Source organism: Kribbella pittospori, from assembly GCF_004331465.1.
In the GTDB taxonomy this organism is placed as follows: Bacteria; Actinomycetota; Actinomycetes; order Propionibacteriales; family Kribbellaceae; genus Kribbella; species Kribbella pittospori.
In genome coordinates, this window is the sequence record NZ_SJKB01000006.1 from 499,173 (window position 1) to 511,708 (window position 12,536).

The following is a 12,536-nucleotide window of genomic DNA, read 5'->3' on the forward strand; positions in this document are numbered from 1 at the left end:
GGGCGACATCAGTGGGCAGCCCACGCACGACACCATCTCGTGATAACGGTTGCACGAGATGGCGCACGATCAGTGGGTTGTGTGTTCCTTGGCGTCACTCTGGGTCGGCGTCGTACCCGTCGGCTCGGCATCGCCACCCGGGGCCGCTGAGCTGTCCGTACTCGCTGGGGCGTCGGACGGTGCTGGGGCGTCCGCACCATCGCCGTCGAAGTCGATCTTCTTCAACTGCTTGCCCATGCTGCGCCACAGCAGCACCGTGGCGGCACCGAGAGCGAGCACGATCAGCAGCGCGACCCAGCCGGGGCGCACCGAGTTCGGGTCGATCTCGGCCGCCGGAAGGAAGGTCATCACTGTCACGCCACCAGTCTCTCACTGTCCGCGCCCCGCCGTCAGCGCAGCCCCGCGAACAGATCGTCCTCGGGGAGTTCGGACTCGACCACGCTCCGCGCCAACTCGAAGTCCTCGGTCGGCCAGGCCGCCTGGTGCACCTCCAGCGGCACGGTGAACCAGCCGCCGTCCGGGTCGATCTGGGTGGCGTGCGCGAGCAGCGCCTTGTCCCGGACCTCGAAGTACTCCGCGCACTCCACCCGGGTGGTGATCCGGCGCTCGTTCTCCGGGTCCGGCTTCCAGTCCTTCAGGCGATCGGCGTACGGCGACTCCAGGCCGCGCTCGATCATCGCGTCGTGCAGCGCCTTCATCCGCTCGTAGTGGAAGGTGTGGTGGTAGTACAGCTTCAGCGGCTGCCACGGCTCGCCGAGTTCCGGGTACGCGTCCTTGTCCCCGGCCGCCTCGAACGCGGCCACCGTGATCTGGTGGCACATCACGTGGTCCGGGTGCGGGTAGCCGCCGTTCTCGTCGTACGTCGTGACGACCTGCGGACGGAACTCGCGGATCAGCTTCACCAGCGGGGCCGCGGCGTCCTCCACCTTGAGCGCGCCGAAGCAGCCCTCCGGCAGGGGCGGCAGCGGGTCACCCTCGGGGAACCCGGAGTCCACCCAGCCGAGCCAGGTCTGCTCGATGCCGAGGATCTCGCGGGCCGTGTCCATCTCTTTGCGGCGGATCTCGGTGATGTTGGCCAGCACCTCCGGCCGGTCCATCTTCGGGTTCAGGATCGAACCCCGTTCCCCACCGGTGCACGTGGCCACCATGACCTCGACGCCCTCGGCCACGTACCGGGCGGTCGAAGCGGCCCCCTTGCTGGACTCGTCATCTGGGTGCGCATGCACATGCAACAACCGAAGATCTTCACTCACAAGACACAATGGTCCTCCAACCCCGGGCCAAACCCACGACCGACCCCCTCTGGACTTCCCTTGACGGACCCCACCCCAACCAGCCACTCCACCCCACCCGACGCCACCGAAGCGGTGGATGACGGGGCTCTGGATAACACCACCTCGGCCGCAGCGGCCAGCAACCAGGCAGTGACGGGGCCGGCCGCATCCGCGCCGAGCTCAGGTGGGAGCGGGGATGGAGGAGGAAATGAGAGTTCAACAGCCGACCTCGATGCGCGGTATGGGCGGGGGCGGCGGTCTCGGCGGCCGTTGATCATTGGGGTGGTGGCTGTGGTGGCCGCGGCCGGGCTCGCGTGGCTGGCGTGGGCGGCGATCGTCGGATCGAATCCGCAGGTGACTTCGCGGTTGCTGCGGTTCGAGGTGACGTCGGCGACCACTGCGAAGGCGACCATCCAGGTGGACCGGACCAAGTCCGTGGAGGCGAACTGCCGGCTGCAGGCCAAGGCGGCCGACTTCTCCATCGTCGGCGAACTCACGCTGACCGTCCCGGCCGACTCGCCCAGGCACCAAACCCTGCCCGCGACGCTGACGACGCAACGCTCCGCAACCTCGGTGGTACTCATCGGCTGCACGACCGCGGACTCGCACCGGCCGCACTGACCTCCGGACGGTTGTCCGGCAACCGATTACCGGTCAGTTCGCCGGGATGTGGGAAGAACCACCAAGCAAACGGTTTCCCCGCGTTTGAGGCCTCGCAGAACTGTGGGGTTCTCCGCCGGATCTTGCTACGCTCAGTGGATTGGTCGCCGTCGACGACGGCGGCCAGCAGCTTTTCCTGCCCATCCCACCGACACAAGGAGCAGCCCGTGACGCAGAGGATCGATGAGGACAGCGTTGTCTGGCTGACGCAGGAGGGTTACGACCAGCTGAAGTCGGAGCTCGAGCACCTCAAGGGCCCCGCCCGTGCCGAGATCACGCAGCGCATCAGCGACGCCCGCGACGAGGGCGACCTGAAGGAGAACGGCGGGTACCACGCCGCCAAGGACGAGCAGGGCAAGATCGAGGCCCGGATCCGTCAGCTCGAGGACATGCTCCGCCGTGCCCGGGTCGGCGAGACCCCGAAGGCCGGCGGCAAGGTCGAGCCCGGCATGAAGGTGTCGATCAAGTTCGCCGGTGACGACGACGTCGAGACGTTCCTGCTCGGCTCCCGCGAACTGCTCGCCCTGGACGCCTCGGTCGACATCGACGTCTACTCGCCGCAGTCCCCGCTGGGCTCGGCGATCCTGGGCAAGAAGAAGGGCGACAAAGCGAGCTACGAGGCCCCGAACGGCAAGGACGTCACCGTCGAGATCGTCGCCGCCGAACCCTTCACCGGCTGACCACCAGACACCCCCTCGCCCCGAGCGCCCCGGTGGAGTCCACCGGGGCGCTCGCCATTTCTGCCTAGTGCACGGTTGGGGCGAAGAGCTCCAGCTGGATGTTGTCCTGGTCGCGGAAGACGAGGACCGAGGCGTACGGCTCGTCCGCGATCGGGGACTGGGTCAGTGGCTTGTCGGCGGTGTCCGCGCGGACCACGCCGTGGGCCTCGAGGTGGTCCTGCCACCGGGTGAGGTCGTCGCGGGAGCCGACCGCGAAGCCGGCGTGGTCGAGACCGGTCGTCGTCTCCTTGCACAGGCCGCCGTCGTTGGTGTCGTGGCGGTGCAGGGCGATCATCGGCTGATGATCCGCGTCGGCGAGGATGCGGCCGACGCCGCCTTGGTGCGGTACGTCCATCACCGGGTGGACGCCGAACACTTCGCCGTACCACTGGACGCTCGACTCCAGGTCGGTCACGGTCAGGGCCAGGTGATGCAGTCTGGGCTGGGTGACAGTGGACATGATTCCCCCTCGGGATTACACGGATTCCCCGCTCGCGTACTGAGCCAGGAACATCCGGGTGACGTCGTCGACGAGGCCGCTCCACCGGTCGCCGCCAGGGTCGTTGGAGACCTGCTGGTCGACCAGACCGGTGGTGATCGCGGTCCAGATGTCGAGCTGACGTTGATCGTGCACGCCGTTGCGTGCGAGGAGCTCGCGGGTCCTCTCCAGGGCGGCGACGGCGAGCTCGTACGACTCGGGCGACGGCGTGAAGCCGGGCACCGAGTGCTGGAACAGCAGCTGGTACCGGGGAATGTCGGACACGCAGAACGTGACGAAGGCGCGTGCCTCGGTCAGCAGGTCCTCGGCCGGCTGGTCCGTCACCGGCAGCGTGGCCTTCAGGTCGAGGAACGCCTGCGCGCCCTGCGCGAACATCGCGTCCAGAATCGCGTTCTTGGACTCGAAGTACGCGTAGAGCGTAGGCGTGGTGACGCCGGCCCGGCGGGCCAGCTCGCGCAGGGACAACGCGGCCAGCCCTTGCTCGCGGACCAGCTCCCACGCGGCCGCGAGCACCGAGGCGCGGGCGTTCTCCCGCCGCGCCTCCCGCCAGTTCCCCTGTTCCTTTAACACAGTTCGAATTATTTGCACGCTGTATAAGCCATGTCAATGACTCAACAGCTCAAGGACTCAGCGGCTGGTGGCGCTGCGGTACTTCCGGACGGCCAGCGGCGCGAAGACAGCGATGATCGCGGCGCACCAGATCAGGGACAGCCACACCGGATGCTGCGCGGGGAATCCGTCCGGGCTGGCGAAGGGTGACGGATTGCCGAACAGGTGACGGCAGGCGGCAACGATGGAGGAGATCGGGTTCCACTCGGCGACCGGTTGCAGTCCGCTGGGCAGGTTGGGCGTCGGAACGAACGCGTTGGACAGGAAGGTCAACGGGAACAGCCAGATCAGTCCTGCCGACGCCGCCACCTCGGGGCTGCCGACGGACAGACCGATGAGCGCACCGACCCAGAGCATCGCGAACGCGAACAACAGCAGGATCCCGAACGCCGCCAGCGCCTGGCCGAAACCGTGGTGCCAGCGCCAGCCGACGATGAAGCCGCAGATCACCATCACCAGCATCACGAACGCGTTGAACACCACGTCCCCGACGACCCGTCCGGCGATCACGCCGGACCGCGCCATCGGCAGCGACCGGAACCGGTCGATCAGGCCCTTCGACATGTCGTCGGCCAGCCCGACACTCGCCGACGCGACCGCGAACGCCATCGTCTGCGCGAAGATCCCGGCCATCAGGAACTCCCGGTACGCCCGCGGACCCGGGAAGCCGGGGATCGGGATCGCGTTGCCGAACACGTACGCGAACAGCAGCACGAACATGATCGGCTGGATCGTCGCGTAGATCAGCATGTCCGGCGTCCGCGGGATCCGCTTCAGCGTTCGCCACGCCAGGACACCGGCATCGGAGATCGCCCGCCCGAGCGGGTTCACCTTGCCCGGGTCGTCGATGTCCGCCGCACTCATGACTCTTCCTCCTTCTGCTCGGCCTCATGCCCGGTCAGGGTGAGGAACACGTCGTCCAGGGTCGGCCGCCGCAACCCGATGTCGGCGATCCTGACGCCGCCCGCGTCGAGGGTCCGGATCACCTCGACCAGCGCGCTCGATCCACCCGGCGCCGGCACGGTGATCCGGCGCGTGTGCTCGTCCTTCGTGGCGGAGTCCGGCTCGCTGATGTCGAGCGAGCCGATGAGCAACTCGAGCGCCCGTGTGGTCTCCGCCGGGTCGTGAACGACGACCTCGATCCGCTCACCGCCCACCTTCGCCTTGAGCTCGTCCGCCGTACCGCGGGCGATCACCGAGCCGTGGTCGACGACCACGATGCTGTCCGCGAGCTCGTCGGCCTCTTCCAGGTACTGCGTCGTGAGCAGGATCGTGACGCCCTCGCGGACCCGGTCGCGGATGATCTGCCACAGGTCGAGCCGGCTCCGCGGGTCGAGCCCGGTGGTCGGCTCATCGAGGAACAGCACCCGCGGGTGGGCGATCAGCGAACCGGCCAGGTCGAGCCGGCGGCGCATGCCACCCGAGTACGTCTTCAGCGTCCGGTCCGCGGCGTCGGTGAGGTCGAAGATCTCGAGCAGTTCGTCGGCCCGCTGCTTCGCCTGCTGACTGCTCAGCCGGTACAGCCGGCCGAACATCCACAGGTTCTCCCGGCCGGTCAGCAGTTCGTCGACGGCGGCGTACTGTCCGGAGAGTCCGACCAGTGAGCGGACGCGGTCTGCCTCCTTGACCACGTCATGGCCGAGCACGCGGGCTGTGCCCTGGTCGGGCTTCAGCAGTGTGGTCAGCACGCGGACCGCCGTGGTCTTGCCCGCTCCGTTCGGCCCGAGCAGGCCGAGCACCGTGCCTTCCGGAATCTCGAGGTCGATCCCGTCGAGCGCCTTGACGGGGTCCTTCCTGGTCCTGAATGTCTTCACGAGGCCGGTCGCCTCGACAGCAGCCATTCCGTCGATCCCCCTTCTGGATGTGACGCAGGCCACCATCCTGACCGACGCTTCCGACACTTTCGACACTTTTGTTGCCGATCTATTTTCAGGCTCAGGTTGAGTCGACCAGACTCAACTTTGTTGATAGTTGAGTCGACAGGACTCAAGTCTCGGCCTAGCGTCGCGGCATGGCCTCCCGGAGCATCCTCAGACACCCCGATTTCCGCCGGTTGTGGATCGCTGATCTGCTCAGTCAGCTCGGCAGCCGCCTGAGCATGATCGCGATCCCGCTGCTCGCCGTTCTCACCCTCGACGCGTCCACGCTCCAGGTCTCGCTTCTGAGGACCTGCGAGACGGCCGCCTGGCTACTACTCGGACTGTTCGCCGGTGCCTGGGTCGACCGGATCCGATGTCTCCCGGTCCTCGTGTACGCCGATCTGGGCCGGGCACTGCTCTTCGCGACGATCCCGGTCGCCGCCTGGTTCGGCGTACTGAGTCTCACGCAGTTGTACGTCGTACTCGTGCTGACCGGCGTACTCACGGTGCTGTTCGAGGTAGCGCACAGCACTTACCCGCCTCGGCTGCTGGATCCTGAGCAACTGCTGCCCGGCAACGCCAAGCTGGCGGCCAACCACTCCATCGGCGCAGTGATCGGCGCGGGCGCGGGCGGCGTACTCGTGCAATGGCTCGGCGCGGCAGTCACTATCGGCGTGGACGCTCTGAGCTTCCTGTGGTCCGCACTGTGGCTCCGCTCGATCCGTACGCCGGAAGCAGCGCCGGCCAAAGCGGACCGGCCGAGCCTGAAGCGAGAGATCGCGGAGGGGATGCGGTACGTCTTCGGCCACCCGCTGCTGCGGCCGATGGCACTCAACACGGCGACAACGATGCTGTTCCAGGCAGCCGCCGGCGCGATCATGATCGTCTACCTGGTCCGCGAGGTTCACCTGCTGCCGGGCACCATCGGTGTACTGAGCATGATCGGCCTCGGCGGAGCGATCGTCGCGTCAGGCGTCACCGAGAAGATCAGCAACAGGTACGGCGACGCCCGCACGCTGCTGCTCGCGTCCACGGGCATCGGCGTCGCGTTCACCCTGCAGGCGCTGACCGCACCGGGCTGGCAGGTCAGCTGGTACGTCGTCTCGATGTTGCTCGCCGGCTTCTGCATCATCGTCTGCTACATCCTGCAGGTGAGCACCCGGCAGCGCGTCTGCCCACCAGAACTGCAGGGCCGCGTCAGCGCCACCATGAGCTTCGTCAGCTGGGGCGCCGCTCCGGTCGGCAGTCTGCTGGGCGGTGCGCTCGGTACGGCGTTCGGGTTGCACGCGACCTTGTGGATCGCCGGTCTGGCGGCACTGGCCGGCAACGCGTTCCTCTACTTCTCGCCGTTCCGCACCTTGCGCACCGTCCCGGCCACGCAGTCTGCCGATCAGTCGGAGGCGATCTGAGCCGTGCCGACGAGTACCTCGACGTCGAGGGCGGCGCGACCGCGGCCGATCTCCACGTCCTTGGACTGGCCGGAGACCGCGCCGGTCCAGGTGACGCGGCCAAGCTGGGCCTCGGTGTGGACGCGGACGTCGGAGCCGCGGCGCAGCGCGACGTTCGCGGTGCCCGACTCGACCCGGACGCGGGACCGGCCCTTGGTGATCTGGGCGTCCAGGTTGGCGGAGCCGGCCTGGACGAGCAGGTCGATCGGGCCGTCCACATCCGAGACCTTCGCCGTACCGGCGGTGACGCGGACCCGGCTCAGTCCGGGCAGGCGCTCGGCGTGGACGCTGCCACCCGTCACCTCGACCTCGACCTGCAGGCCGGGGTTGACCCGGATGGACAGTTCCTTGGCGAGGCCGTTCACGTGCGACTTCAGGTCGGTCGGGTTGCGCAGCATGCTGAACCCGTCGATCGAGACGCCCATGTCGCCTTCGCTGCTGATCGCGAGAGTGTCGCCGTCCCGCTTGATCACGTGCGGCCCGTCCACCGCGACCCCGTTGACGGCCGGCTCACCGATCAACCGCACCCGGCGTCCGATCGCCCGCACCGTCACCCGCTGCACGCCCGCCGGCATCGGAACGTTGCTGTGCTCCTCCTCGACCTCTTCAACCTCTTCGAGTTCCTCGGAACCGGAGTTCTCAGAAGTCACGGGGCTCTCGGCCGGAGCTTCGTCGACCACGCTGTCCTGCACGCCGTTTCCGGCGGCAGCATGCCGACCGCCTGGCGTCGCGGCGGCCTCGCCACCATTCACGGCGCCCTCCGGTGCGGCCGCGTCGGCGGCGTCCGGAGCGTCCACCACATCGGCCCAGACCGACGTGGACGGGAGGTCCTCCGCCGCCGGCCACTCCGTGGACGGCGCGTCCTTGGCTGAGTCAACCGGAGGCGTTGGCGCCGGCTCGTCAGCCTCGGAGGTCGTCGGGGCCTGAATGGCGGCGATCAGGGTGGTGGCTTCCTCAGGTGAGAGGTGGCCCTTGGCGACCCGGTCGAGGACGTCCTTGACCCGCCGGTCGTAATCGCTCTGGTTGCTCATGCCCCCAGTCCAGCATCCCGTTGGGTCGAAACCAATCCGGGATCGCCCGGAATCCTCTCGGAACACAGCGGTGCGGATCCCGGGGAGTAGCCCGCGACCCGCACCTGCTGTTCTCTCTATAACCGCACAGCCCGGACAGGGCTGGTTGTTGTCACGCGGCCGGGGTCATCTCCTCCGCGGCCAGTTCGTCCTGTACGGCGGCCAGCTCGGCAGCCTCCGCCTCCTCAGCGGCCCGCCGACTGCGCAGACCACGCAGACCGGTCAGCGCCACCACCAGTCCGAGCGCGGCGATCCCAGTCACCACAGCCAGACCCGGCTTGTACGCCGACAACATCCCGGCCGAAGTGGTCACACCGTCCGACTTGCTGCTGATCACCGCGGTCACGATCGCGAGGACCACGGCGCCACCGACCTGGTTGGAGGTGTTGAACAGTCCGGACGCCAACCCCTGCTCGTGGTCCGGGACCCCGGACACGGCCTGGATGTTCAGCGCCGGGAACCCGATCGCGAACCCGAGACCGAGGAGCAGGATCGTCGGGAACACGGTCGAGAAGTACGCCGACTCCGGGCCGATCCGCAGCGACAGGGCGTACCCGACGACGAACAGCGCCATCGACGCGATGATCATCGTCTCGGTGCCGAGCCGGTCGGCCAGCTTGCCCGCGTTCGGCGACAGGGTCGCGACCAGCAGACCGGCGGGCAAGAAGGCCAGCGCGGTCTGGAACGACGACCAGCCGAGCAGGTTCTGCAGGTACATGGTGCCGATCAGCTGGAAGGCGACGTACGCGCCGAAGACGGTCAGGATGGCCAGGTTCGCCCGGCGGAGTGAGGCGTTGCGCAGGATGCCGAGCCGGACCAGGGGGTGCTTCGACCGGAGTTCGATCGCGACGAAGCCGGCCAGCAGGACGATCGCGAGCGCGAACATCCCGAAGGTCTGCACCGACACCCACCCGGCGTGCTCGGCGCCGACCACGGCGTACACCAGGGAAAGCATGCCGCCGGTGACGGTGACCGCGCCGGGGACGTCGTACCCGCCGGAGGCGTTGTCGCGCGGGCTGTTCGGGATCAGCTTGATCGCGAACAGCAGCACGATCAGGGCGACCGGGCCGGGCATCAGGAAGGTCCAGCGCCAGCCGACCTCGGTCAGTGCGCCACCCAGGATCAGGCCCATCGAGAAGCCGCTGGCGGCGCAGGTGGTGAAGATGCTGAGGGCACGGTTACGGTCCGGGCCCTCGTGGAAGGTCGTGGTGATGATGGAGAGCGCGGCCGGCGCGGTGAACGCGGCGGCGACGCCCTTGACGAACCGCGCGGCGATGAGCAGTTCGGGGTTCGTGGCCAGCGAGCTCAGCATGGAGACCACGGCGAACACGGCCAGAGCGATCAGGAAGACGCGGCGCCGGCCGAGCAGGTCGGCAGTCCGGCCGCCGAGCAGCAGCAGGCCGCCGTACCCGAGCACATAGCCGGTCACGACCCACTGCAGGGAAGAGAGCGAGACGCCCAGGTCGGCGCCGATGGACGGCAGGGACATGCCGACCATGGACACGTCCAGGCCGTCGAGGAAGATCACGCCGCAGACCACCAGGAGGGCGCCCCACAGGCGCGCGTCCCAAGTCATCCGGGCCGGTGATGTGGTGTGCGTTGTCTGTGTCACGAGGGGAGACTATTCCATGCGTGTGCATCTAATGTCTAGGCATTAAATGCGTTTGCATTGAATGCGCGTGCATGCTATGGTCGCCTCCATGACCGCCACGAAGGTCAGCGCCGGTCCTGGTGAGACCAGCGCCGATGTCAGTGCAGATGTGAGGGAATGGCGCGAGCTGCTGGCTCGCCACGCCGACCTGACCTGCGCCCTCGACCGGGCTCTGCAGGCCGGCCACTCGCTGGGTATGAGTGAGTACGAGGTGCTCGAGCGTCTCGCCGAGTTGCCCGAGCACTCCGCCAAGGTGCAGACCATCGCCAAGTCGGTCCATCTCAGCCAGAGCGCGCTGTCCCGAGTGATCGGCCGGCTGGAGACCGCCGGCCTGGTCGAGCGGCACATGTGCCCCGAGGATCGGCGCGCGGTCAACGTGCGGCTCACCGACGACGGTCTGCACGTTCAGGCAGAAGCCGAGCCGACCCAGCGCCGGGTGCTCGCCGAACGGCTGCACGCACCACTGGTCAAGAGCTGTGATCCCCCTACCATCGGTGGATGACTGACGAACCGCTCCTGACCGCCGAGGAAGCTCGGGAAGTCATCGAGGACCTGAACCGCATCGTCGCGCCCGAGGGCATCCAGGAGAGCTACCAACTCACCGCCGGAGGCGTCGATCACTGGGTCTACGCCCGTGGTCAGGACCGGTCGAACCCGGTCATCCTCTTCGTGCACGGTGGTCCCGCGTCGCCGCTGTCGCCGGTGACGTGGCAGTACCAGCGGCCGATCGAGGAATACTTCACGGTCGTCACGTACGACCAACGCGCCGCCGGCCGGACCTTCCGCACGATCGATCCGGAGACCATCGCGGACACACTGAAGATCGAGCAGTACGTCGCCGACGCGATCGAGCTCACCGAGCAGATCCGCGAGCGGTACGGCCTCGACAAGGTGATCCTGATGGGTCACAGCTGGGGCACCGTGATCGCCACACATGCGGCCCTCGCCCGGCCCGACCTGTTCCACGCCTACGTCGGGATCGGCCAGTTCATCAACTCCCGGACCAACGAGCGGCTCTCGTTCGAGTACGCCCTCGAGCAGGCCCGCGCGCACAACCACACCGAGGCACTCGAGCAGCTCGAGTCGATCGCGCCGTACCCCGGTGACGAGCCGGTGACCCGGGAGCGAATCATCATCGCCCGGGACTGGGCGCAGTACCGCGGCGGTCTGACCGCCTATCGGGACAACTCGCTCTACTTCTTCCAGGCTGCGTTGCTGTCGCCGGAGTACACGCTCGAGGAGGCCGAAACCATTGGCGAGGGCAACATGTTCACCCTCGGCCGGGTGCTGGACCAGCTGCTGGAGGTCGACTTCACCGGGGTCACCGAGTTCCCGATCCCGGTGGTGATGTTCCTCGGGCGGCACGACTACACGACGCCGAGTGCCCCGACGGCCGAGTGGATCGAGGCGGTCAAGGCGCCGTACAAGCAGGCGGTCTGGTTCGAGCGCTCGTCACATCTGCTGCCTTGGGAGGAGCCTGGCAAGATGCTGGTCAGCCTGCTCGCGCATGTCCGTCCGCTGGTCAGTTGAGCGTGTACGTGTAGCCGTTGCCGGTCAGACCGGCCAGGACGCGGTCGCGGTGGTCCTCGCCCCGCAGTTCGAGTTGCAGCGCCACCTCGACCTCGTCCAGATTCAGCGTCTCCGAGATGCGCTCGTGCAGTACCTCGATGAGGTTCGCGTCCATCCCGGCCAGTTGGGTGAGCAGGGTGGCCAGGCCGCCGGGCATGTCCGGGATCCGCACTCGGAGCGACAGGTACCGCCCGGCTGCGGCCATGCCGTGCCGGATGACGCGCATCAGCAGCAGCGGGTCGATGTTGCCGCCGGACAGCACCACCACGACCGGCGGCTTGAACCGCTCCGGCTCGTCCAGTACGGCGGCCACCGCGGCAGCGCCGGCCGGCTCGACCACGAGCTTCGCCCGCTCGAGCAGCAGCAAGAGGGCCTTGGACAACGAATCCTCGCCGACCGTGCGCATGTCCCCGACGTACTGCTGGACCGCCTCGAACGGGACCTTGCCCGGCAGCCCGACCGCGATCCCGTCCGCCATCGTCGCCATCTCCGCCAGCTGGACCGGCTCGCCGGCTGCGAGCGAGGCCGGGTACGCCGCCGCGCCCGCGGCCTGCACCCCGACGACCTCGATCGGGGCTCCGTCGCGTTGCATCGCCGACGCGATCCCGGCGATCAGGCCGCCACCACCGGTCGGTACGACGACCGTCCGTACCTGGGGGCACTGCTCGACGATCTCGAGCCCTGTGGTGGCCTGACCGGCGACGATGTCGGGGTGGTCGAACGGATGGATCAGCACCGCACCTGTCTCGGCCTCGAACGCGTGCGCCGCCCGCAGACAGTCGTCGATCGACGTACCGACAAAGCGGATCTCCGCGCCGTACGCCCGGGTCGCCTTCTCCTTCGGGATCGGTGCGCCATGTGGCATGAACACGGTCGCCTTGATGCCGAGGAGTTGCGCGGCGAGCGCGACGCCCTGGGCGTGATTGCCGGCGCTCGCCGCTACCACACCGCGTCTCCGCTCGGCCTTGGACAGCCGGGCCATCCGCACGTACGCGCCGCGCAGCTTGAACGACCCGGTGCGTTGCAGGTTCTCGCACTTCAGGAACACGTCGCCGCCGACCAGTTCGCTCAGCCAGCGCGAGTACTCCAGCGGCGTCGGCGCCACCACGTCATGCAACAGGTCGGCCGCTCGCACGATGTCCTTGGCATCGATCACGGCTTTACCCTACGCACCAAAA

The 12,536-nt window shown here is 68.0% G+C and carries 14 protein-coding genes; 5 read left to right on the top strand and 9 right to left on the bottom strand.

Going from position 1 to position 12,536, the window contains the following annotated elements; all coding sequences use genetic code 11:
- Positions 1–69: 69 nt before the first annotated feature.
- Positions 70–357, bottom strand: coding sequence for a hypothetical protein (locus E0H73_RS21865; protein WP_131359412.1), 288 nt, complete (start codon positions 355–357; stop codon positions 70–72).
- Between the two features lie 32 nt (positions 358–389).
- Entirely contained in the window at positions 390–1,253 is an 864-nt protein-coding gene (gene mca / locus E0H73_RS21870) for a mycothiol conjugate amidase Mca (protein ID WP_131359414.1), read from the bottom strand.
- Here mca and E0H73_RS47980 point away from each other — a divergent pair.
- Both E0H73_RS47980 and greA read left to right on the top strand, forming a co-directional pair.
- Complete coding sequence (locus tag E0H73_RS47980) at positions 1,227–1,895, top strand: DUF4307 domain-containing protein (RefSeq protein ID WP_131359416.1); 669 nt, start codon at positions 1,227–1,229, stop codon at positions 1,893–1,895. The genes mca and E0H73_RS47980 overlap by 27 nt on opposite strands.
- Before the next feature lie 206 nt (positions 1,896–2,101).
- Positions 2,102–2,614, top strand: a complete 513-nt coding sequence (greA, locus tag E0H73_RS21880) for a transcription elongation factor GreA (RefSeq protein WP_131359418.1) — start codon at positions 2,102–2,104, stop codon at positions 2,612–2,614.
- A gap of 64 nt (positions 2,615–2,678) precedes the next feature.
- Here the strand turns inward: greA and E0H73_RS21885 are convergent, their stop codons facing one another.
- From E0H73_RS21885 to E0H73_RS21900, 4 genes are read right to left on the bottom strand one after another with little or no spacing between them, the layout of a single operon-like run.
- Positions 2,679–3,113, bottom strand: coding sequence for a VOC family protein (locus E0H73_RS21885; RefSeq protein WP_131359420.1), 435 nt, complete (start codon positions 3,111–3,113; stop codon positions 2,679–2,681).
- 15 nt (positions 3,114–3,128) lie between these two features.
- Positions 3,129–3,722: a TetR/AcrR family transcriptional regulator gene (locus E0H73_RS21890; RefSeq protein WP_238164159.1), complete on the bottom strand. Its 594-nt coding sequence runs from the start codon at positions 3,720–3,722 to the stop codon at positions 3,129–3,131.
- Between the two features lie 57 nt (positions 3,723–3,779).
- A complete protein-coding gene (locus E0H73_RS21895) occupies positions 3,780–4,625 on the bottom strand; it encodes an ABC transporter permease (RefSeq protein WP_131359422.1) in 846 nt (281 codons plus the stop codon).
- The gene (locus tag E0H73_RS21900) at positions 4,622–5,602 is read right to left on the bottom strand and encodes an ATP-binding cassette domain-containing protein (RefSeq protein ID WP_131359424.1); all 981 of its coding nucleotides are present in this window, start codon (positions 5,600–5,602) and stop codon (positions 4,622–4,624) included. The genes E0H73_RS21895 and E0H73_RS21900 overlap by 4 nt, the downstream gene beginning before the upstream one ends.
- A 170-nt stretch (positions 5,603–5,772) precedes the next feature.
- On the opposite strand from E0H73_RS21900, the gene E0H73_RS21905 reads away from it, so the two are divergent.
- Entirely contained in the window at positions 5,773–7,029 is a 1,257-nt protein-coding gene (locus E0H73_RS21905; protein ID WP_131359426.1) for an MFS transporter, read from the top strand.
- Here E0H73_RS21905 and E0H73_RS21910 read toward each other — a convergent pair.
- Entirely contained in the window at positions 7,011–8,099 is a 1,089-nt protein-coding gene (locus E0H73_RS21910) for a hypothetical protein (RefSeq protein ID WP_131359428.1), read from the bottom strand. The genes E0H73_RS21905 and E0H73_RS21910 overlap by 19 nt on opposite strands.
- A gap of 151 nt (positions 8,100–8,250) precedes the next feature.
- The gene (locus tag E0H73_RS21915; protein ID WP_202867493.1) at positions 8,251–9,750 is read right to left on the bottom strand and encodes an MFS transporter; all 1,500 of its coding nucleotides are present in this window, start codon (positions 9,748–9,750) and stop codon (positions 8,251–8,253) included.
- A gap of 88 nt (positions 9,751–9,838) precedes the next feature.
- Between E0H73_RS21915 and E0H73_RS21920 the strand changes: the two genes are divergently transcribed.
- Positions 9,839–10,291, top strand: a complete 453-nt coding sequence (locus tag E0H73_RS21920) for a MarR family winged helix-turn-helix transcriptional regulator (protein ID WP_165555769.1) — start codon at positions 9,839–9,841, stop codon at positions 10,289–10,291.
- Positions 10,288–11,319 carry an alpha/beta fold hydrolase gene (locus tag E0H73_RS21925; RefSeq protein WP_131359432.1) on the top strand — a complete coding sequence of 344 codons (1,032 nt, stop codon included), beginning with the start codon at positions 10,288–10,290 and terminating at the stop codon, positions 11,317–11,319. Before E0H73_RS21920 ends, E0H73_RS21925 begins: the two co-directional genes overlap by 4 nt.
- On the opposite strand, the gene ilvA is transcribed toward E0H73_RS21925, so the two are convergent.
- On the bottom strand, positions 11,312–12,514 hold the full coding sequence (gene ilvA, locus E0H73_RS21930) for a threonine ammonia-lyase (protein ID WP_131359434.1): 1,203 nt from the start codon (positions 12,512–12,514) through the stop codon (positions 11,312–11,314). The two genes, E0H73_RS21925 and ilvA, sit on opposite strands and share 8 nt — an antisense overlap.
- Positions 12,515–12,536: the final 22 nt, after the last annotated feature.

Excerpts from the sequence above, each read along its gene's own strand:
- E0H73_RS47980 (WP_131359416.1), top strand. The coding sequence starts at position 1,227 with ATGCAACAACCGAAGATCTTCACTCACAAGACACAATGGTCCTCCAAC.
- E0H73_RS21885 (WP_131359420.1), bottom strand. The coding sequence starts at position 3,113 with ATGTCCACTGTCACCCAGCCCAGACTGCATCACCTGGCCCTGACCGTG.
- E0H73_RS21895 (WP_131359422.1), bottom strand. The coding sequence starts at position 4,625 with ATGAGTGCGGCGGACATCGACGACCCGGGCAAGGTGAACCCGCTCGGG.
- E0H73_RS21900 (WP_131359424.1), bottom strand. The coding sequence starts at position 5,602 with ATGGCTGCTGTCGAGGCGACCGGCCTCGTGAAGACATTCAGGACCAGG.
- E0H73_RS21905 (WP_131359426.1), top strand. The coding sequence starts at position 5,773 with ATGGCCTCCCGGAGCATCCTCAGACACCCCGATTTCCGCCGGTTGTGG.
- E0H73_RS21910 (WP_131359428.1), bottom strand. The coding sequence starts at position 8,099 with ATGAGCAACCAGAGCGATTACGACCGGCGGGTCAAGGACGTCCTCGAC.
- E0H73_RS21920 (WP_165555769.1), top strand. The coding sequence starts at position 9,839 with ATGACCGCCACGAAGGTCAGCGCCGGTCCTGGTGAGACCAGCGCCGAT.
- E0H73_RS21925 (WP_131359432.1), top strand. The coding sequence starts at position 10,288 with ATGACTGACGAACCGCTCCTGACCGCCGAGGAAGCTCGGGAAGTCATC.